Origin of the sequence: Methanogenium sp. MK-MG, from assembly GCF_009914725.1 — an archaeon.
In the GTDB taxonomy this organism is placed as follows: domain Archaea; phylum Halobacteriota; class Methanomicrobia; order Methanomicrobiales; family Methanomicrobiaceae; genus Methanogenium.
The window spans coordinates 1-19863 of record NZ_JAAAWJ010000020.1; the positions used below are offsets into that span (position 1 = coordinate 1).

Annotated in this window: 21 protein-coding genes; 17 read left to right on the plus strand and 4 right to left on the minus strand. The window is 47.2% G+C overall.

Features of this window, described 5'->3' with window-relative positions:
* Positions 1 to 310: 310 nt before the first annotated feature.
* From MKMG_RS04780 to MKMG_RS04795, 4 genes are all read left to right on the plus strand, one after another.
* Entirely contained in the window at positions 311 to 772 is a 462-nt protein-coding gene (locus MKMG_RS04780) for a hypothetical protein (protein WP_165076240.1), read from the plus strand.
* A gap of 40 nt (positions 773 to 812) precedes the next feature.
* Positions 813 to 1553: a winged helix-turn-helix transcriptional regulator gene (locus MKMG_RS04785; RefSeq protein WP_165076242.1), complete on the plus strand. Its 741-nt coding sequence runs from the start codon at positions 813 to 815 to the stop codon at positions 1551 to 1553.
* A gap of 1201 nt (positions 1554 to 2754) precedes the next feature.
* The gene (locus MKMG_RS04790) at positions 2755 to 3591 is read left to right on the plus strand and encodes a tetratricopeptide repeat protein (RefSeq protein ID WP_165076243.1); all 837 of its coding nucleotides are present in this window, start codon (positions 2755 to 2757) and stop codon (positions 3589 to 3591) included.
* Positions 3592 to 3642: 51 nt separating this feature from the next.
* Complete coding sequence (locus MKMG_RS04795; RefSeq protein WP_165076244.1) at positions 3643 to 4218, plus strand: DUF99 family protein; 576 nt, start codon at positions 3643 to 3645, stop codon at positions 4216 to 4218.
* Here MKMG_RS04795 and cobO read toward each other — a convergent pair.
* The 3 genes from cobO to MKMG_RS04810 form a co-directional block, all read right to left on the minus strand.
* On the minus strand, positions 4215 to 4730 hold the full coding sequence (cobO, locus tag MKMG_RS04800; RefSeq protein WP_165076246.1) for a cob(I)yrinic acid a,c-diamide adenosyltransferase: 516 nt from the start codon (positions 4728 to 4730) through the stop codon (positions 4215 to 4217). The genes MKMG_RS04795 and cobO overlap by 4 nt on opposite strands.
* Before the next feature lie 75 nt (positions 4731 to 4805).
* A complete protein-coding gene (locus tag MKMG_RS04805) occupies positions 4806 to 4949 on the minus strand; it encodes a hypothetical protein (RefSeq protein WP_165076248.1) in 144 nt (47 codons plus the stop codon).
* A 98-nt stretch (positions 4950 to 5047) separates the two neighbouring features.
* On the minus strand, positions 5048 to 5245 hold the full coding sequence (locus MKMG_RS04810) for a hypothetical protein (protein ID WP_165076249.1): 198 nt from the start codon (positions 5243 to 5245) through the stop codon (positions 5048 to 5050).
* A 214-nt stretch (positions 5246 to 5459) separates the two neighbouring features.
* Between MKMG_RS04810 and MKMG_RS04815 the strand changes: the two genes are divergently transcribed.
* The 6 genes from MKMG_RS04815 to MKMG_RS04845 all read left to right on the plus strand — a co-directional run bounded on the left by MKMG_RS04815 (position 5460) and on the right by MKMG_RS04845 (position 9938).
* Positions 5460 to 5726: a helix-turn-helix domain-containing protein gene (locus MKMG_RS04815; protein ID WP_165076251.1), complete on the plus strand. Its 267-nt coding sequence runs from the start codon at positions 5460 to 5462 to the stop codon at positions 5724 to 5726.
* Positions 5727 to 5761: 35 nt separating this feature from the next.
* A complete protein-coding gene (locus tag MKMG_RS04820) occupies positions 5762 to 6037 on the plus strand; it encodes a transcriptional regulator (RefSeq protein ID WP_254059087.1) in 276 nt (91 codons plus the stop codon).
* Between the two features lie 151 nt (positions 6038 to 6188).
* Entirely contained in the window at positions 6189 to 7010 is an 822-nt protein-coding gene (tsaA, locus tag MKMG_RS11540) for a tRNA (N6-threonylcarbamoyladenosine(37)-N6)-methyltransferase TrmO (RefSeq protein WP_254059088.1), read from the plus strand.
* Between the two features lie 181 nt (positions 7011 to 7191).
* Entirely contained in the window at positions 7192 to 8088 is an 897-nt protein-coding gene (locus MKMG_RS04835; protein ID WP_165076254.1) for an Mrp/NBP35 family ATP-binding protein, read from the plus strand.
* Positions 8089 to 8180: 92 nt separating this feature from the next.
* The gene (locus MKMG_RS04840; RefSeq protein WP_165076256.1) at positions 8181 to 8489 is read left to right on the plus strand and encodes a hypothetical protein; all 309 of its coding nucleotides are present in this window, start codon (positions 8181 to 8183) and stop codon (positions 8487 to 8489) included.
* Positions 8490 to 8819: 330 nt separating this feature from the next.
* Positions 8820 to 9938: a KamA family radical SAM protein gene (locus MKMG_RS04845; protein WP_165076258.1), complete on the plus strand. Its 1119-nt coding sequence runs from the start codon at positions 8820 to 8822 to the stop codon at positions 9936 to 9938.
* A gap of 67 nt (positions 9939 to 10005) precedes the next feature.
* Here the strand turns inward: MKMG_RS04845 and npdG are convergent, their stop codons facing one another.
* Positions 10006 to 10653 (minus strand): NADPH-dependent F420 reductase, encoded by a 648-nt coding sequence (npdG, locus tag MKMG_RS04850; protein ID WP_165076260.1) that lies wholly within the window; start codon positions 10651 to 10653, stop codon positions 10006 to 10008.
* Between the two features lie 176 nt (positions 10654 to 10829).
* Between npdG and MKMG_RS04855 the strand changes: the two genes are divergently transcribed.
* The 7 genes from MKMG_RS04855 (at position 10830) to MKMG_RS04885 (ending at position 19715) form a co-directional block, all read left to right on the plus strand.
* Positions 10830 to 12053, plus strand: coding sequence for a Glu/Leu/Phe/Val dehydrogenase (locus MKMG_RS04855; protein ID WP_254059089.1), 1224 nt, complete (start codon positions 10830 to 10832; stop codon positions 12051 to 12053).
* 260 nt (positions 12054 to 12313) lie between these two features.
* Positions 12314 to 14167, plus strand: coding sequence for a YgiQ family radical SAM protein (locus MKMG_RS04860; protein WP_165076263.1), 1854 nt, complete (start codon positions 12314 to 12316; stop codon positions 14165 to 14167).
* 335 nt (positions 14168 to 14502) lie between these two features.
* Complete coding sequence (locus MKMG_RS04865; RefSeq protein WP_165076265.1) at positions 14503 to 15549, plus strand: glutamine amidotransferase family protein; 1047 nt, start codon at positions 14503 to 14505, stop codon at positions 15547 to 15549.
* Positions 15549 to 17066 carry a glutamate synthase-related protein gene (locus MKMG_RS04870; RefSeq protein WP_165076266.1) on the plus strand — a complete coding sequence of 506 codons (1518 nt, stop codon included), beginning with the start codon at positions 15549 to 15551 and terminating at the stop codon, positions 17064 to 17066. The genes MKMG_RS04865 and MKMG_RS04870 overlap by 1 nt, the downstream gene beginning before the upstream one ends.
* On the plus strand, positions 17066 to 17812 hold the full coding sequence (locus tag MKMG_RS04875; RefSeq protein WP_165076286.1) for a hypothetical protein: 747 nt from the start codon (positions 17066 to 17068) through the stop codon (positions 17810 to 17812). The genes MKMG_RS04870 and MKMG_RS04875 overlap by 1 nt, the downstream gene beginning before the upstream one ends.
* A gap of 8 nt (positions 17813 to 17820) precedes the next feature.
* Positions 17821 to 18858: a Coenzyme F420 hydrogenase/dehydrogenase, beta subunit C-terminal domain gene (locus MKMG_RS04880; RefSeq protein ID WP_165076268.1), complete on the plus strand. Its 1038-nt coding sequence runs from the start codon at positions 17821 to 17823 to the stop codon at positions 18856 to 18858.
* Between the two features lie 110 nt (positions 18859 to 18968).
* A complete protein-coding gene (locus tag MKMG_RS04885; protein WP_165076270.1) occupies positions 18969 to 19715 on the plus strand; it encodes a DUF128 domain-containing protein in 747 nt (248 codons plus the stop codon).
* Positions 19716 to 19863 lie beyond the last annotated feature (148 nt).

Genomic DNA, 19863 nt, shown 5'->3' on the forward strand with positions numbered 1-19863 from the left:
GAGCCATAATAACCTCAAAGAATCCGTCATTCAGGATTCCTTACATATATCTCGGGTTTTTATAGGTTAAAGTACTTTTGGGGTTGTGTCCCAGCCTGTTATTCCTTTTTTCATTTTCATTTTATCATCTCTTTACTTTTTACGGCAGGCAGACCAATCCCCCCCCATTTTCAGGAAGAATCAGATCCACCGAAAAATCATTTCACTTCATCATACATAACCTCTTCAGGCCAAATCGTCTAAATAGAAATACCCATTTAGATGATGTGGCCAGAACAGCAATATACCATAAATTTATAATCTCATAGTCATGGCAGGAAAGAGTTCATTTTTACTGGCAGTCCTTCTCCTTGCGGCACTGTTCATTGCACCTGCAACAGCGGGCGATGTGATGGAAAAAGTTGAGACGGGTGATATTATCGTCATACCTTCGGTTGACGAGTACAATCCCGATCTTTCAGGTTCAAAAGTACAAAACCAGATCACCCAGGGAGAGATGATCGTCCATTCAAGGTACGTTTGGCCCTTTACGTCAAAAATTGACGTTACATTGACCTGGGATGAACACTTTGGAGATCTTGAATTGTATGTATATAAACCGGGTGACAACTTTGTCGGACACTACACTGACCTGTACGATAGTTCGGTAAAGGACGGCGTGATTGACATTGACATAAAACCGTCCTCAGGCTTTCTTCCCATGGGTGACTGGGAACTCAGGGTATATGGGAGAGAGGTTTTTGGATCATCTGTCAGTTACTCATTGTTGTAATACCGGCAAACTAAATACCTCGTTTTTTATATAATATATTATGGATCTGAAAGGGACAATCATTACAATTGTATGTATTGTGATCATTGCCTATGCCAATCAGGCTTCAGTACACTCAAATATTATTGTCACACCAAGTGCAGACCCACCGGATCTTACCAGAGAAGATGTGGTGTATGTTGTCGAATGGTGGGAACTTCCGTTAAAATCTCATATCACCTCATTTATTGCAATAAATATCCCGATTCTAATACCGTTCGGCAGTCTCCTCGCAATACTATCAGGTGCTTTTCTCGGTGTTCGTCAGATTGAAAAGAAAACTATTCTGGAGAATGAACGGAGAACAAAAATTTATGAGGAAATACAGAAAAATCCCGGCATAATAGCAACCGAAATGGAGACGGTAACCGGAATTAACCGCAGTTCCCTGCGGCACCATCTGGAAATCCTGGAACGGGAAGGGATCATCATTTCCCAAAAAATAACGAAACAACGGCATTACTTTGAAAATCACCATAAATACAGCCCTGAATGCCAGCTCGCCATGTCTGTTCTGGACGGTGAGACCACCCGTGATATTTTTGGATATATAACTGCACATCCCGGCTGCACGAAAAAAGATATCTCGGAATATACAAAAGTATCCGGACCCACAATATCATGGCACATTGATAAACTCCGTTCCGGCAATCTTGTACATATTGAGAAAGAGAAGAATTACAATCATTATTTTCCAGAGGAGACGGCGGAATTTTTTGTACATACGAACTCCGTCGGATAGGAGAGGGTGAATATCTTCCCATTATATGACTCAGTTAGTGACTGAAGACAGATGCACCAATCTGATGAAAACTCCACCGGGTTCATATTCCAGATGACGGACACAGGATGTGCCGTTCGTTATCCCGGTAACGGCGGTGCAGTATACTCGTCATCGGGGCAAATGCCCGGCATCTGGTTAAGCAACGCTTAAATAACCCCCAAAAAGGGCCTGTACTCCGGAAAACGCGTCCACACAGAAGCCCGGAGAGGGCCTTTCTCAGCCGGAGACGACATGCACATCCTCTCAAAATATTCGCCAATAGCGACCCCTTATTAGTCCGCAATAAATCTTCATTTTAGCAAATAACAGGTATTACAGCCGTCATTTCCCGGCAGTAAAAAAGAGCAGAAAATACGTCCATTCCACCCCCCAATTCCCCAAAACAGGGGGTAAAAAACAGAGAGTCCGACACCGTGGGGTCAAAGAGGGTGAGCAGAGGGTTACTAAAAAAGGATTGATGTGTCAGTACAGGATTTTAGATTTCCATCCTCTTCTGTTGACATTACTACAATTACTCTGGAATCGCTCCGCACTTCCAGCCATCATGAATCGTTCCACCAGACACGGGTAATCACCGTCTTCCCGTGCCGCTTATCTGTTCCCTTTCACCACGCAGACTTTTTCTTTATGCCATCTGCCATCCCCTCTGTTTCTGTGCATAAAACAATCGTGCACAGGAGATTCTCTCCATGAAAGAGAACGAAGAAATCGAAAAAACGAAACAAAAACCGGCCTGAATTCCCGCCCTGACCAGCCATCAGTGCGTGTCCGGGAGAATCGAATCGCAGAAGGAAGATCACGGCTGGTGATGCCGAACAGGGAGGTGCGGACATGCGACCCGCAGCGCTGACAGGAGAGGGCAGCCCCACCACAAAATCCTGCGCCAACAGTGGGATGTCGGGAACTGCCGATGAACGGTCGGCGGCAAAAAATATAAACACCACGGCTGCTGCAGGGAAGAGCATCAGGGCCGGGCCTGTTCCCCTCTGCCTCATCCCGCGGACGCTCTCGTCAGAGATTCACGCACACGGTGGGGATATAATCCGGGATCGTAATCAAACGAACCGGGCAGCACGTCTATGCGATCACGCTGACCTACCATCATGGCCAAACCCATTCATTACCTATTTATTTCCACCCGTGTACTGAACTTCTAACAATGAAAAATACCGAAAATAAGAGAACCAATATACCCGTAATTCTGGCACTCCTCCTCATCGCAGGATTAGCAATAATAGCCGTCCACCCAACCCTCGCAGCCACTCCCGGCCTCACCGCCGTCCCCGCTGAACTGAATGTCACCAAAGCCATTGCAACGATGGACGCGGCATTCGATGAAGGCAACTGGCCGCGGGCCGCTGCGTATGCAGAACTGATCACCCGGAATGCTGAGAAAGATGAGATTGATGAGACAGACGATCCTGTGCCAGCCGATGTCTGGTGCAAATGGGGATACTCCCTCAGGAAGATGGGAAAGTATGACGAGGCACTGGCTGCGGCATCCGTTGCTGTTGAGAAAGATCCTGACAATGTCGCGGCATACCTGAACCGTGGATATACCTACCTGGCGCTCAGCGATTACCATAATGCACGAATGGATGCGGAAGCTGCCCTCAAACTCGAATCGGGTAACGCCAGTGCATACAATATCATCGCATCAGGCCTCCTGGGAGAAGGCGACCCGAAAAATGCCCTGGTTGCCGCTGACACCGCTCTCATCCTCAGGCCCGATCACATCAATTACCTCAATACCAAGGGCATGATACTCATACAACTGGGAAAGTATTCGGATGCCGTCTTCATACTCACCAAGGCAACGGAATCACAGGACGCATATATCGCCCCCTACCCTGATGCAATACCTCCCGAAGAAAACCTGAAGACCGCCCAGAGACTCTATGATGAAAACAAAGCACCCGATGCCCTGATCATCATTGCCGCCGTAGTGATTCTTGCAATAGGGGCTGGCGCCATATTCCTGCAGAGAAAGAAATAAGAGAATAGGGGATCAAAGAGGGGGGAATAAGAGAGGAGGAGATCAGAACAGATGCTTCACTTCGAGAAAAAAGGCATCCGGATACTGGGAATCGCAGAGAGCTACCGCGGACGGGAACAGTCCCTCGTCTGTGGTATTGTCATGCGGCGGGACAGAATCATCGACGGCTGCACCTTCTCACATGCCACCGTCGGAGGCATGGACGCAACAGACGCCGTCCTTGCCATATGGAACCGCCTTGCACGGGACGACATACAGGCCATCATGCTGGGTGGCACGGTCATCTCCTGGTTTAATGTCATCAACATCATGCAGCTGCACCAACAGACAGGGCTTCCGGTCATATCGGTCACATATGAAGATTCACCCGGCCTTGAAGATGACATCAGCCACCACTTCCCCGGAGATGAGGAAAGACTTGCAGCATACCTCTCCTTAGGAAAAAGAAAGACCTGCCAGCTCTCAACAGGTGAGACCGTATATCTTCGTGCAGAAGGCATCTCCCTTGCAGATGCCGTCCATGCCTGCAATATCTTTACCGCTCAGGGAAAAATACCCGAACCCGTGCGTGTGGCACGTATCATTGCACGGGGTCTTCTGCCGGAAGACCCCGACAGAGCGGATTAAAACTCAATACCCCTGCGGGCCCGCACACCGGCCGCATAGTAATGTTTTATCTTTTTCATCTCCGTGACAAGATCGGCTGCCTCAATTAATTCAGGTGGTGCATACCTTCCGGTGCAGATCACATCAACATGAGGAGCCCTGCCGGTGAGAGCGGCCATCACATCTGAGAGTTCAAATAGCCCGTAGTAGAGTGCCACGTTGATCTCATCCAGGACGACAAGGTCATACTCACCCGACCGGAGTATTTCAGCACAGACATCCAGCCCTTCTCTGGCAGCGATGATGTCACTCTCTTCCGGCTGCCCCTCGATAAACCGCCCCTCCCCGTACTGTACAATAGTAAATTCCGGGAAATGCGACGGAAGAGAGAGCTCCCCTGTCTGCACCCCCTTGATGAACTGAGCGAAATACACCCGGTATCCGGCAACAAGAGACCGGACACTAACACCAAGAGCCGCCGTTGTCTTTCCTTTACCCTCTCCCGTGTAGACCTGAATATATCCCTGTTTCATGCGTTAATTTTCTCTTAATCTCCTATGTCAAAAGCATTTCCGGTATGATACCACACAGGCATACACAAAAAAAGTTCAGAATATATTATACACATGCTTTTCCAGGGCTTCCCTGTCACGTTCAAGATCCCTGAGCAGGTCGTCCCGGACAGTTTCATATATGGTCCCATCATCCGCCAGATGCCGGACGATATCCTCTTCCCTCATAATAAGGGTCATACGCAGGTAGTCAGATCAGAGACAGGGCAATACCCCCGCACAGACGATCCCTGTGTGCAATCAGTTGCATTATGTCTTTCTTTCAGCAAAGCCCGGAGTCAACTATTTTTTTTCCTGTGCATGTATGCTCGGTCTGCAACATCGAGTGCACTATATACAATAACCAGAACAACTACGGTCGCAAAGAAACCGGCAATCCCGTCACCAGAATAATTCCGGGCAACATTCCCTGCGATCATTCCGGCACCAACAGAAACCAGAAGTTTTACACATTCAATTCTGTCGAGCCTGACCATATGTATCAGTTCTCTCTGTTATCAGAAGTGCATTTCTCTTCGGGCACACACTTTGTGCCCGGTATAAATGCTTCAGAAATTTCATTGCCATCAGCAGCGGAAGGAACCGCACAAAAAAACACAGATCTTACGAAAAAAGCGGGCAGGAAGCCCACGACTTTAGCCGTGGGCAGTTGACGGCAGGTATATATGTTAACGGCGTTAATTATATAATATGCAAGCCATTAACAGCGTTAACAAAGTGCGGCTCCCCCCATCTTCCCAGCGGGTATTGGCTCTTCTGAAGGACGGACAGGCAAGGACATTCAAGCAGGTGACGCAGGAAATAGATATTTCACCACGAACGGTCAGGTATGCAATAAAAAAACTAAAAGAGAGCGGACTTATCATCGAGAAATTCAACTTCAGAGACGCCCGTCAGGTTCTCTATCAGATCAAGGACGTACTGACTTCTGAAGAAACGCAGAAGGCAACTGCATGAAGCAGCCGTCCTGTGACATTTTGATTTGTGATGAGATGGTACGTCTGTATCTGCCACAGATACGGGCCGAAGTCGTATCCAGAATGGTAATCCAGAGAGGACTTACCCAGAAATGCGTTGCAGGATATATGGGCCTGACCCCTGCTGCCGTATCCCAGTATGTCAGCAGAAAACGCGGATGCAAATGCATCGAAATATCAGAGGATCTTAATGCAGTAATTGACCGGTGGGCCTGGTCACTCATCAACGGTGACAGCAGTGTTACCATCTGTGACATATGCAGATGCGTCCGGAGAGAACTTAAAGAATAAAGGTCCTTTTGACGACAATTATCCACTCAGGACATAACTGAATTCTGCAGCAAAAACACGATCAGACTCTTTTAAAAATAAGATTACAGACAAACAACACACCCGTCCGGTAATCGAATTAAATATCTTGTTTAACAATACACCTCTGAACATGAAGGACAAGTCTGCTGTAATATACACTGACGGCGCCTCGCGCGGGAATCCGGGAAGATCAGCGTGGGCCTACATTATACTGAATAATGGAATAATCGAAACAAGGAATTCAGGGTACTGTGCATATGCAACAAACAATCAGGCCGAATATTACGCAGTGATACATGCACTCTCAGATGCAGAAGAGCAGGGGTTCAGAAATATTCTTCTCTACTCCGACAGTCAGCTGATTATTCGTCAGCTCAGAGGTGAATACAAGGTCAGAGATCGCTGCCTGAGAGACCTGTATATGAAAACAATTGCAATCGTCAAAAAATTTGATTCGGTCTCTTTTGAAAATGTGCCGCGCTCAAATAAAAACATCAGCATCGCTGACAGGATGTGCAATGAGACGCTTGACAGGATGCAAAAGAGCGATACAACACCATTTGACGAAGATATCGTCAGCATACCAGAAATAAAGCTCAAACCTGTAGGAATTGTCAGATCACCCTATACAACGCCTGGTGATGCACCCCGGCAGGGACAGCTTTCGGATCAGTTATCTGAGATTCATATATTCCCGGAATACAGGGATGCATTATACACAATTGAGCAATGCAGACAACTCGTTGTTCTCTGCTGGTTTGACAGGGCAGAACGTTCATTGCTCAGGGCAACACCACCGGGACAGACTGGAGAACGGGGTGTCTTTTCCATCAGGTCACCGGGACGCCCGAACCCCATTGCCCTTGAACTGGTCGATCTCGTTCAGATCAGTGGAACGGTCTTAACCGTCCGTGGACTGGATGCAATCGATAATACCCCGTTCTGGATATAAAACCCTTCATCAACCCTGACAGGGTTCGGAATACAAAAACAGAATAAACCCGTGATGTTTCAGACATCATTTTAATGACAAAAAAATAAGCAAATATATCAGTCTGAGTATTGAGAACATATATAGATTTATGCAGGTCGAATGAAAGAAAATCATTCATGAATACAGTAAGGAGAATATTATGACAGAAAATACCGAAAATTCAGAACAGGCATGCGATGGAAACTGTTCATCATGCGCAACCGCGTCCACGTGTACGGATCCAGAGAAGAAGACCAGTGGCATACAGCGGGTAGAGATCAGTGTAAAGCACATCATTCTCGTTCTTTCAGGCAAGGGAGGAGTTGGAAAGAGCACTGTCGCAACAAATCTCGCCATGTCACTTGCCAATAAGGGATATGACACAGGGATTGTTGATCTTGACATTCACGGACCAAACATCCCTAAGATGCTGGGTATTGAAGACAAACGCCTTGAATCACGTGACGGAAAAACGATTGAACCAGTACGCCTCACAGGAAAACTCGGTGTCGTCTCAATGGCCTTTTTACTCCCGGACACCTCCAGCCCGGTTGTCTGGCGCGGTCCAATGAAATTTACCGCAATCAAACAGTTCCTGGAAGATGTGAACTGGGGGGATATGGAATATCTCATCGTTGACCTCCCGCCCGGTACCGGTGATGAGGCACTTGCTATTGCACAGCTCGCGCCCAATATTGATGGTGCGGTCATTGTCACAACCCCACAGGATGTTGCCGTGATGGATTCGACAAAGGCTGTTAAATTCATTCAACAGCTTGATCTGCGTGTCATCGGTATCATTGAAAACATGAGCGGGATGGTCTGTCCGCACTGTGGTGATGAAATTGACCTCTTTGGAAAGGGAGGAGGCAAAAAAGCTGCAGAGGAACTGAAAGTACCGTACCTCGGTTCAATACCAATCGATCCTGAAATGCGCAAGGCAGGCGATGAGGGTCGGCCATTCATTCTCAGAAAAGCAGGGGATGAACAGCATCAGGCAACATGGGAAAAAGTTGATGCGGTAATGGACAACATTCTCAAAGAACTGAAAGAGTAATACATTTTTTTCTTTTTTTCCCCTGACACTGCAATGCGGATATTTATCAATATCAGAAACCAATAGCACCGTCAACAAAGGAGTAATATTTCATGGACTATATCGGGATCATTTCCGGAAATGGCGAGGTACTTGACATATACCAGATGATTATACCCTGTCTTGAAAATATTGAGATATTGCCCCAGTCAATTGAACCAATATACTATAAAGCCATTAAACTGGAAGGAGATGGACTGGACCATTTCCGATTCGGACTCGTGCGCCTTCAGGTGTATGCAGATATACACCGGTATGAAGACAGCGATGAGATGCAGAAGATAAAGTATGCTGCACAGATCCTTGAAAAAATAATATTTGGGAATCTTATGCTTGAGACAGAAGCATTTGCATCAGAATGATCTTTCAGTTAAATATTCCCTCCTTTTTGAAGAACCGTCTCTTTTTTATCTGGTAACGGACGGTTAACCGGCACACTCCCGGGGGATATGATGTCATCATGGAAATGCAGCATATGTGGATACATCTACAGTGAATCTGGAATAAAATGGCCAAACCATTTTATAAGATGACCTGAATCACTATATATTTACAATATCCTCCATCATTCATTTTATATGGCCAAAGTTAATAAAGTAACAATCATAGACATAATAGTCAGGTTACCGTATCTTTGATGCATAAACCCATTCCTTTTTCCATTGACCCATATCTAAAAATCAGGTGAACAGATGACGCATACCAGATACATAACAAAAATTGATGACATAAAAGAAATCTCAGAAGATGATGCCGAAAAACTCAGACAGGTTGAAGAAATGTTTCCATTCAGGGCAAGTGAATATTACCTCTCACTCATTGACTGGGCAGACATAAATGACCCGATACGACGTATCATTTTTCCGGAACAGGATGAACTTGACAAATGGGGAGAACTTGATCCATCAACTGAAAGCAGTAATACGGTACTTCCCGGTGTCCAGCATAAATATGGTCCGACCGCATTACTGCTGGTGAGTGAGGTCTGTGGCGGGATATGCAGATTCTGTTTCAGGAAACGTATCTTTATGGATGCAGAGTCAGAGTCAGAGATGATAAAAAATCTTCCTGAAAATATTGAATATATAAAAAATCATCCTGAGATCTCAAATATTCTGATGACCGGCGGAGATCCCCTGATGCTGGCAACATCAAAACTGGAACCGATTATCCAACAGTTACGGGAGATTGAACACGTAAAAATCATCAGAATCGGAAGCAAGATGCCTGCATATGATCCATACCGCATCACAGGTGACCCTGCCCTCCTCGAAATGATTGAAAAATACAGCACAAAAGACAAGCGTATTTACATAATGACACAGTTCAACCACCCGAGGGAACTGACAGAAGCCGCAGTAGAAGCAATTGATCTTCTGACAAAAGCAGGTGCAAAACCAACAAACCAGACACCAATACTCCGTGGGATAAATGATGACCCCGATGTGCTCGGAGAACTCCTGAGTAAACTTGCAGCTATCGGTGTTTCACCATACTACATCTTCCAGTGCAGGCCCACAACAGGCAACCAGCATTTCTCCGTTCCGGTTGAAGAAGCATACCGAATAATTGAACAGGCTAAAATAAACTGCTCCGGGCTGGCCAAGAGAGTGAAATATGTTATGTCCCATAAATCCGGTAAAATTGAGATCATTGCGACAGACAACAAATATACATACATGAAATATCACCAGGCAGAGAATAAAAACAATATTGGAAAACTGATGGTCTTTAACAAAAACCCGGATGCAAAATGGCTTGAAGATTATGGAGATCCTGTTTCAGAATCTATGCCGGATTACCAAAAATAATCGTATTTTATTGTGTCTGTCTCACATAGAGTTCATCAGGGCAGATTAACTTAAAAAAATATAGTTTTCACCTGAAGTAGACGCCCACATCACGCATGCTGTTGTATTTTGCGATGTTAATCACAAGCGGGGTTATTGCTTCCACTGTTGCTGAAACTGCAAGGGGTCCTGCATCAAGGGCCTCTAATTCAGATATGGAGTTCACCAGTTCCATAACGATTTTTTTACCCTCTTCATCATCACCACAGACACAAACAGAATAATCCAGTATTTCTGACATCTGGCTCCATTGTTTTGCCGGAATATTGTTAAATGCGGAGATTACTTTTGAATCCGGCAGTATCTTCTGGAGTTGCATAGCAGCAGATCCTTCTTCAGGAGGTGCATACCTGAAGTGATCCTTTCTTTCCATCGGATTCATCAGGCTGACAACAAGTTTTCCTTCAAGCCCGGTTAATGAGTCAATCGTAATCTGTAACGTTTCCAAAGGAATTGAGAAAACAATAATGTCAGAATTGTCAACAACCCCCTGGTTCGTTGAGGATGTAAGATTAAAGGGAAGATTAAGTTCTCTCAGACACTGACAACATGCATCACATGACAAAGTGGCCTTCTCTTCTTTCCGGGAACCGATGATCACCTCATGGTTTTGTGAAAGACGTAAGGCCATTCCTTTTCCAATATCACCAGTACCTCCAATAATACCAACTTTCATACATCTTTTATAACATATTCAGATATACTAATTTCGATACAATATTTATGGCCAAATTATAAGTCCGGTCATTTACCACATCATCTGTACATCCCTTAAGTGCATAATTTTTTAAAACGTCAAATGAATCAAAATATTCCAGAAGTTATAAGATGCAAAAAAACAACCCTTTCGAAATGGCACAGGAACAACTTTATGCATGTGCCAAATTACTGGATCTGGAAGATGATGTTGTAAGGATGCTTGAAAATCCCATGCAACAGGTTCAGGTATCTGTTCCGGTAAAGATGGATGACGGAACGACGAACGTGTTCCAGGGATTCAGGGTAATGTACAACAATGTACTTGGCCCTGCGAAAGGTGGCATCCGTTTCCACCCTGAAGAAACAGTCGATACAGTGAGAGCACTTGCTGCCTGGATGACATGGAAATGTGCACTGCTTGACCTGCCACTCGGAGGCGGTAAGGGCGGTATTATCTGCAATACAAAAGAACTCTCAGAAGGAGAACTTGAACGCCTGAGCCGCTCATATATCGACCGTATCTGGAAATTCATCGGTCCCGATGTTGATGTCCTGGCACCTGATGTATATACCACCCCGCAGATCATGGTCTGGATGATGGATGAATACTCAAAATTATCCGGAAAAAACCAGTTCGGCGTCCTTACAGGCAAGCCGATCATAGCAGGCGGTTCAGCCGGTCGTGGCGATGCGACTGCAATGGGTGGCATGTACACCATTCGTGAGGCATCAAAAGAACTGGGCATTGATCTTTCAAAAACAACCATAGCAATCCAGGGATTTGGAAATGTAGGTTCATCTGTTGCAACACTGTCACAGGAATTCTTTGGTGCAACAGTTGTGGCTGTCAGTGACTCGAAAGGCGGTGTCTACAACCCGGACGGCCTTAACATCCAAGAAGTAATAAAACACAAGGCAGAGACCAAATCTGTCATCAATGCTCCAAATACCCAGACTATCACCAACAACGAAGTTCTTGAGCTTGATGTTGACATAATTATCCCGGCTGCGCTTGAAAATGCAATTACAAAAGATAATGCAGGAAATATTAAAGCAAAAATCCTTGCAGAACTTGCAAATGGTCCGACAACGCCTGAAGCGGATGAAATCCTGTACAATAACGGAGTGCATGTCATACCCGACTTCCTCTGCAATGCAGGCGGAGTGACAGCATCATACTTCGAGATGGTCCAGAACATGTACATGTATTACTGGACTGCTGAGGAAGTGTATGAACGCCTCGACAAGAAGATGACCAAGGCATACCATGAAGTGCTCTATGCATCAAAGAACCACAATGTAAACATGCGTATGGGAGCATACGCTGTTGCAGTAACCCGTGTTGTTGATGCAATGAAACTCCGTGGCTGGATCTAAACCCATCATACCATACACCAATTTTTTAAAAAATCTGTTATCTGAACGATAACGGATTCACCTATACCTTTCCACTGCACCCACACCATCGATTCAGTTTAGCAGACATTCTTCTAATTAGTCAACATAGTAGTATGCAGTAATTTTCAAACAGAAAATGCATACCACCGGGAACACCCCGCATGGTTGCCTGAAAAATCAGTGTAGAGAAAACCGGTGTTATAACCACACACAAAAAAATGAAAAAACGTGAATAATCTATGTTCCTTCCAACGACCAAAAAAGAGATGAAGCAGCGCAACTGGGATCAGTGCGATGTAGTCATTGTTACACCGGATGCCTACGTTGACCACCCCTCATTTGCCATGGCTACTCTCAGCAGAATGCTTGAATCCAAAGGATACCGGGTCGGCATTATATCCCAGCCAAAATGGAGAGACCCGGAATCGTTCCTTGCATTAGGAGTGCCAAAGATCGCTTTTGCCGTCTCCGGCGGAGCGATGGACTCCATGGTGATGAACTATACTGCATCGAAAATCCCCCGCGGTGATGATGCATACTGCGAAAAAGGAGTGCCATATTTCTCACAAAAAGGAGACGGGAAAAGATACCGTATCCGGCCTGACAGAACAATCAATGTCTACACCAACCAGATCAAAAGTGTCTGTCGTGAAGTGCCCATCATTATCGGCGGTATTGAAGCCTCGATGCGAAGAATTGCGCACTATGACTGGTGGTCAGATTCGGTGAGGAGAAGCATCCTCTTTGATGCAAAGGCCGACATCCTGATATACGGCATGGGTGAATACCCTCTCGTCGACTGTATACGGGCCTTGTCAGATGGACAGAGCCCGGAGACAATGGAGATACCGGGGACAGCAGTCATCAGAAAATCCGCTGAAGGCGTCCCGAAAGCAATTACGCTTCCCTCATTTGCCGACGTGAGAGACAAGGAGAGATCATTTAAGATAGCATTTGCCCTGTTTTACAAAAACCGTGATCTCAATCCCCTGATACAGCCACAGGACACCCGTCACCTTGTTCAGTTCCCCCGGAGACTGCTGACGCAGGAAGAACTGGATGCCATCTACGCGCTTCCGTTTGAACGTGCACCCCATCCGCAGTACACCGACATCCCGGCATTCCGGATGATAGAGAATTCCATCACGTCGCACCGGGGCTGCTACGGGCGATGTTCATTCTGCTCCATTACCGCACACCAGGGCCCGGAGATTGTGTCCCGCAGCAAACAATCCGTTCTGAAGGAAATCAAAAAGATCGCAGCAAAACCCAAATTTTCCGGCACGATTACGGATATCGGAGGCCCTTCGGCAAATATGTACGCCTCATCCTGTCACATAAGAGGGTGCCGTGACCACAACTGCCTAAAGGAAGAGAAGGCCTGCAAAAATCTCGTTTCAGGAACAAAGGAATATCTTAAGCTCCTGAATGAGGCCAGAAGTATCAAGGGCGTAAAACATGTATTCATCAGTTCAGGGCTCCGGTTTGACCCGGCACTCATGGATGATGAACTCATCCGTGCGTGTATCAAATACCACACACCCGGAAGAATGAAGGTTGCGCCGGAATCAGGCAGCGCACGGGTGCTGAACCTGATGGGCAAACCATCCCCTGAGGTATTTGCAGACTTTCTGAAACGGGCCCGGAATATATCCACAAAAGAGGGTATTCCGCTGAAAGTAAATCCATATATCATCGCCGGGCATCCGGGTGAAGAAAAAGCGGAAACAGAGGAGACCATCGAGTTTCTCAATAAAAATAGTTTATATGAAAACCAGATTCAAATGTTTACCCCGACTCCCCTGACCCGCTCTACGGCGATGTATTATCTGGGATATGATCCCATTACCGAAGAGATTACGCCTGCAGAACATGATGTAAAACGTCTGGAAGAAAGAAAACTCCAGATCATCGACCGGGACATCAACAAAAAGAGGCTGAGTGCAAGGGAACAGAGCGCAAAAAAAGAGATCCGCAGCAAGTATCCGAATGCAGTCAGATCCACAAAGAGCATGCCATCCCTGATGAAAAAAAGAACCGTGGATGAGAAGACCCCTGCACGATCAAAACCGGCAAAAAAACCCAGACGTTAGGTGAGATCTTCAGACATACGGGAACATAATCATACAACCCAATGATCGCCTGTTACCGGGCGATCATTGGCAATGCTGAACGGTTTCGTTTCCCCCCTCACTATTTTTTCCATTTCCTGATTTAATGAAACGAAAAGAAAAATCCCGTTTTATTGTCTTCATTACGCAAATATCCATTCCATCAACATAATACGAAGGAAGGAAATTTCCATCGATCATATGATAAAGCTATGGTATTATTTAGGATCGATCACATACAGTAGAGAGCAACCAAATCCCGGTCGGAAAAAGTTTAAATCAGATCCCACAGATCTCTAAAAAAATATGTGATAACAATGTGCGGAATAATCAGCGTCATTAACAGAAAGAAAAATCCAATGGATGGCAGAGCAGTCAGAGAAGCACTCTCCATAATGAATGAAAGGGGTAATGGCGAAGGGGCAGGATATGCTGTCTATGGAGCATTCCCGGAATTTGCGGATTACTATGCTATCCACGTATTTTATGATGATTTAATCGGGCCAAAAACAGCGGTTGAAGAAGAACTGGACAAACTGGGCACCATAACGCATGATGAAGAAATTCCAACGTTTGAACAACCCAACCTGAAAAAACGGCACATACCGTGGAGATATTTCTTTAAACCAAATGTCTCAGCTCTCGGTACAACGGCATCCGAAGAAGACATCTTGGTCTACCTGATGAAAAAGGTCAATACCACCATTCCCGGGGCACTCATCTACTCCACCGGCAAAAATATTGCCATATTCAAGGCGGCTGGCTGGCCGGAGGAGGTGGCCGATTTCTATCGCATTCAGAATTATGAAGGATATATCTGGCTCGCCCACAACCGCTACCCGACCAATACCGCAGGCTGGTGGGGAGGTGCCCACCCGTTTAATCTGCTCGACTGGAGTGTCGTACATAACGGTGAAATCACATCATACGGGACAAACAAACGCTATCTGGAGAGCTTTGGTTACGTATGCACCATGCATACCGATACAGAAGTGGTCGCATACTTAACCGACCTCCTCCAGAGACAGCACAAACTTCCGGCAGAACTGGCGTTCAAAGCACTTGCACCCCCGTTCTGGGATGATATTGACAGAATGCCTGAAAAGGAACGGACATTCAATACCGCTCTGAGAATGACATACAGCCCCGCCATGATGAACGGGCCGTTTGCCATTGTTGTGGCAAACTCAGCAGGCATTGCAGGAATTACTGACAGAATCAAACTCCGTCCACTTGTCGCTGCAGAAGCAGGGGACTGCCTGTATCTGTCAAGTGAAGAGGCGGCCATCCGTGTGATGGAACCATCCCCCGACCGAATCTGGATGCCACGCGCCGGAGAACCGGTCATCGGGAGGATACAATAATGCCCGTCGGAAGCGTTCCCCCCAAGTATAAAGTAACAATTGATATGGATCTCTGCATGCTCTGTGAGCGTTGCATTGAAAACTGCCCCTACGGAACGTTCCGCCGTGAAGGCAGCAAGATCCAGATTATTTCACGTGCATGCACCGGTTGCCACCGCTGTATCGCCATGTGCCCGCGTGACGCAATCAGCCTTGAAGAGAAACCAGTCGATTACCGCTCACACCCGGTATGGTCAAGAGAGGCCCGCGAAGCCATCTATACGCAGGCACAATCGGGGAAAATTATCCTGACCGGAATGGGAAATACCCTCGATGTACCACAAATCTTTGACCGTCTCCTTCTTGATGCCTGCCAGGTCACAAATCCATCCATCGACCCGCTCCGCGAACCAATAGAACTCAGAACATATATCGGGAAAAAGCCCCGCAAGATTGAAATCAAAAAGACATCTGAGGGAGATACAGACCTTGTTACAGAACTGGCACCAAACCTGAAGTGTGAAACACCCATTATGATAGGGCACATGAGTTATGGTGCCATATCCCTCAACGCCCAGCTTTCAATGGCACGCGGTGCATCTGAAGTGGGAACATTTATGGGCACAGGAGAAGGCGGACTGCACAAATCCCTGTACCCCTACCAAAAAAACATGATTGTCCAGATAGCATCCGGCCGTTTTGGTGTTGACATCGATTATCTCGAACGTGGTGCGGCAATTGAAATTAAAATAGGACAGGGAGCAAAACCGGGAATCGGCGGTCACCTTCCTGGAGAAAAAGTAGACGAAGAAGTCTCAAAGACACGAATGATTCCGCTCTACAGTGATGCCATCAGCCCCGCTCCCCACCATGACATCTATTCCATCGAGGACTTGTCCCAGCTCGTCCGAAGCCTGAAGGAGGCAACGGAATGGAAGAAACCCGTATTTGTAAAGATTGCGGCAGTCCACAATGTCGCGGCCATTGCTGCAGGCATTGCACGATCATCTGCCGATGCCGTCGTCATTGACGGGTTCCGCGGAGGTACAGGTTCAGCACCCCGCGTATTCCGCGACCATGTCGGGATACCCATTGAAGCGGCCATCGCTGCCGTTGATGCAAAACTCAACGAACAGGGCATCAGGAATGAAGTATCAGTCATTGCATCAGGCGGTATCCGTGACAGTGCTGACGTGACAAAAGCCATCGCACTCGGTGCGGATTCAGTCTATATCGGTACAGCTGCACTGGTGTCCCTTGGATGCCGGGTATGCGGGAGCTGTTACCGTGGTCTCTGTCCATGGGGCATTGCGACACAGCGCGAAGACCTCACCGCACGGATTGACCCTGACATCATGTATAAAAACGTGTCAAACCTGATACACGGCTGGACGCTTGAAATATCAGAACTGATGGGTGCTGCAGGCATTAACTCCATTGAAAGCCTGCGCGGAAACCGTGACCGCCTCAGGGGCTACATGCTTGATGAAAACATCCTCTCGGTCCTTGACGTGAAGACCGTCGGAGCTGATGCATGATGGAAAAGACCCGGACAATCGATGCAAAAGGCATGCACTACACCCCCCTCAACAAGGAGATACGTGCAGCAGTAAAGGATGGTATAACAGAAATAATTCTTGATCATATCAATGGCCAGCGGTTTATCGGAGACGGCCTCCGTGGCGAGGATGTACGCATCATCATCAATGGCGTGCCCGGCGGTGACCTCTGCATGTTTATGTCAGGCCCGACCTGTATTGTGCATGCAAACGCCGAACACGCTCCCGGAAACACCATGGACAGCGGTACAATTTACATCCACGGAACCGCAGGCGATGCGGTTGCCCATTCCATGCGTGGCGGAGAGGTGTATGTGCGTGACAGCATCGGATACCGTGGCGGCATCCACATGAAGGAGTATAAGGATAAATGTCCGGTCGTTGTCGTAGGCGAATATGCCCGGGCATTTCTGGGAGAGTATATGGCCGGAGGTATTATCATTGTCCTTGGACGTGGGAAGCAGCCCCCTGTTGATGAACGGGGAGTGGGAACAGGCATCCACGGGGGGGAACTCTACATACGGGGAGAGGTGCCCGACCACCTCCTGGGCATCGGTGCAGAGAAAAAACCCTTTACGGAAGCTGACCGACAAAAAATCCGGCCGTATATTGAAAAATACTGTAGGGAGTTTGGTGTGGATGAGCCGGAACTGTTCAGTGATGAGTATGTACATATCGGGCCTTCCAGTGCCCGGCCGTTTGCAGGAAAATATTGCTGGGAGTGAGAAATAAAATGCCAGAGAAAAATTATGAGAACCTGAAAGAAGAGGTCTGGGACACAGGCATCTGTTCAGGGTGTGGTGCCTGCGTTGCTGTCTGCCCGGCAGACGCCATCATATTCACCCATGATGAAAACGGAGACTCCCCCGTCCAGACAGGTTATTGCAAGGAAGTAACAGACAGTGTGCCATGCGGGGCGTGTTACGCCGTCTGCCCGCGAACCGCGACGCAAGATAAATTCCGGGTGGAAAAGACCGGTCTGGGCGAATACAGAGATATCTTTGCTGCCCACGCGGGATTTGCGGTAGAGAAACGACAGAGCGGTGGCGCAGTAACGGCAATTCTGGTAAACGCCCTTGAGGAAGGACTCATTGATGCAGTAGTAACCGTGACCGCAGACCCGTGGACACAGAGACCGCAGTCAGTTGTGATCACACAGACGGAGGCATTGGTCGCAACGGCAGGCAGCAGATATGCCTGGTGGGTGCCCACTCTGGCAGCGCTGAAATCCGCGGTGATTACACAGAAGATGGAACATATCGCCATCGTCGGCGTTCCCTGTGCCGTCTCTGCAGCGCGGATGATGAAGACGTCAGACCATGACCTGCTCAGACCTTTCGGCAGAGCCATTCGCCTGATCGTCGGGCTCTTCTGTACGGAAACATTCGACTATGAGATGCTCATCAGGGATAAAATAATGCGTGAGCTGGCAATTGAGCCCTGGCAGATATCAACACTGGATGTGCGGGGTAAACTGATCATCGAATGCACAGACAATACAGTCAGAGAAATACCCCTGCCTGACCTTGAAGACTGCGTGCGAAGAGGATGCCAGGCATGCGGGGATTTGACCGCAGTTGATGCTGACATATCTGCAGGTTCAGTCGGAAGCCCGGACGGCGAAACGACCCTCATCGTCAGGACTCCTGCAGGAGTTGGATTTATTGATCATGCACTACAGACCGAAAGACTGATCATTGAAACAGATGCATGCAGTCTTGATGGCATCATACATCTGTCACAGAAAAAATCAGAACGAATCCACAAATAATCTGTTTTGTATGAGAATCCAAATTAAGAAATACATATTTTTCCGGACGATGAAATTATACAGTATCATACTATGGATTACCCCGTATCAACCAGAGGTCTGACGATACTATGGAACAACTAAAATTTGTCAATCATCGCATCGATGAATATGCCCTTCAGGTAACATACGATCCGGCAACCGACAGCGGCAAAGTGATCTTTAATCTCACCCTGATTAAAGAGGAAGACCGCAGTTATGCGGTTGATATCATTCACCAGTCCCATAAAGCGGGCATCTGCGTCAGTGACCGTATGCTCATCGCTGACGCGGGTGAACAGATTGGGGAGAGGACAATACCAAAGGGATACTGCGGCATTGTAACGATGTGCAGCATCACCCTCGATGCAATACTGCTGAGAAACGGCATTCCGATCAATCCCATTGGCGGAGGTCTGCTGGAGATCAAAGATCACGTGCCCCGCAGGTTTACCTCTCTGATACGCTACGATGCAACAACCATCGATCCGACGCAGGTGATGATCGACCATGGCTCCACCGGCATCAGCGGAGTTATTCAGTTTGGGAAAGGCAGCATCCTTGCAAATATACGGGAATCACATATGGAGGCAGAACCGCTCCTCTTTGAAATTCTGGACCTGTTTGGAACGGTGGGCTTTACCGGCATTCTGGACGTGGGTAGTCCAAACAGATCCATGTTTGGCGTCCCCGTCACAACGAACTATCAGGGCATTGTGATGATCGGTGGAGCAAATCCGGTGGCGGCATTTATCGAATCGGGAAGGTGGGCGGAGACGACCGCGATGAAGGGGCTGATTCCGGTGTCAAGGCTGGTTCACATCGACGATATTGAGTAGATGGTTTTTTGCGAGGATTCCATCTCTCCTTGCTCCGGTTTTGGCGCATACTGCGACAAAACAGGGTAAAATCCAGACATCAGAAAAATGGGATCACTGACAATCTAAAAATTCCCAATTCTGGAAACTATTATTTCATCTAAAAAAA

Bases quoted from the DNA above. Each gene is read 5' to 3' on its own strand.
- MKMG_RS04810 (WP_165076249.1), bottom strand. From the start codon at position 5,245: ATGGTCAGGCTCGACAGAATTGAATGTGTAAAACTTCTGGTTTCTGTT.
- MKMG_RS04795 (WP_165076244.1), top strand. From the start codon at position 3,643: ATGCTTCACTTCGAGAAAAAAGGCATCCGGATACTGGGAATCGCAGAG.
- npdG (WP_165076260.1), bottom strand. From the start codon at position 10,653: ATGAAAGTTGGTATTATTGGAGGTACTGGTGATATTGGAAAAGGAATG.
- MKMG_RS04820 (WP_254059087.1), top strand. From the start codon at position 5,762: ATGGTACGTCTGTATCTGCCACAGATACGGGCCGAAGTCGTATCCAGA.
- tsaA (WP_254059088.1), top strand. From the start codon at position 6,189: ATGAAGGACAAGTCTGCTGTAATATACACTGACGGCGCCTCGCGCGGG.
- MKMG_RS04815 (WP_165076251.1), top strand. From the start codon at position 5,460: ATGCAAGCCATTAACAGCGTTAACAAAGTGCGGCTCCCCCCATCTTCC.
- MKMG_RS04780 (WP_165076240.1), top strand. From the start codon at position 311: ATGGCAGGAAAGAGTTCATTTTTACTGGCAGTCCTTCTCCTTGCGGCA.
- MKMG_RS04875 (WP_165076286.1), top strand. From the start codon at position 17,066: ATGGAAAAGACCCGGACAATCGATGCAAAAGGCATGCACTACACCCCC.
- MKMG_RS04790 (WP_165076243.1), top strand. From the start codon at position 2,755: ATGAAAAATACCGAAAATAAGAGAACCAATATACCCGTAATTCTGGCA.
- MKMG_RS04855 (WP_254059089.1), top strand. From the start codon at position 10,830: ATGGCACAGGAACAACTTTATGCATGTGCCAAATTACTGGATCTGGAA.
- MKMG_RS04860 (WP_165076263.1), top strand. From the start codon at position 12,314: ATGTTCCTTCCAACGACCAAAAAAGAGATGAAGCAGCGCAACTGGGAT.
- MKMG_RS04785 (WP_165076242.1), top strand. From the start codon at position 813: ATGGATCTGAAAGGGACAATCATTACAATTGTATGTATTGTGATCATT.
- MKMG_RS04865 (WP_165076265.1), top strand. From the start codon at position 14,503: ATGTGCGGAATAATCAGCGTCATTAACAGAAAGAAAAATCCAATGGAT.
- MKMG_RS04835 (WP_165076254.1), top strand. From the start codon at position 7,192: ATGACAGAAAATACCGAAAATTCAGAACAGGCATGCGATGGAAACTGT.
- cobO (WP_165076246.1), bottom strand. From the start codon at position 4,730: ATGAAACAGGGATATATTCAGGTCTACACGGGAGAGGGTAAAGGAAAG.
- MKMG_RS04880 (WP_165076268.1), top strand. From the start codon at position 17,821: ATGCCAGAGAAAAATTATGAGAACCTGAAAGAAGAGGTCTGGGACACA.
- MKMG_RS04840 (WP_165076256.1), top strand. From the start codon at position 8,181: ATGGACTATATCGGGATCATTTCCGGAAATGGCGAGGTACTTGACATA.
- MKMG_RS04885 (WP_165076270.1), top strand. From the start codon at position 18,969: ATGGAACAACTAAAATTTGTCAATCATCGCATCGATGAATATGCCCTT.
- MKMG_RS04805 (WP_165076248.1), bottom strand. From the start codon at position 4,949: ATGACCCTTATTATGAGGGAAGAGGATATCGTCCGGCATCTGGCGGAT.
- MKMG_RS04870 (WP_165076266.1), top strand. From the start codon at position 15,549: ATGCCCGTCGGAAGCGTTCCCCCCAAGTATAAAGTAACAATTGATATG.
- MKMG_RS04845 (WP_165076258.1), top strand. From the start codon at position 8,820: ATGACGCATACCAGATACATAACAAAAATTGATGACATAAAAGAAATC.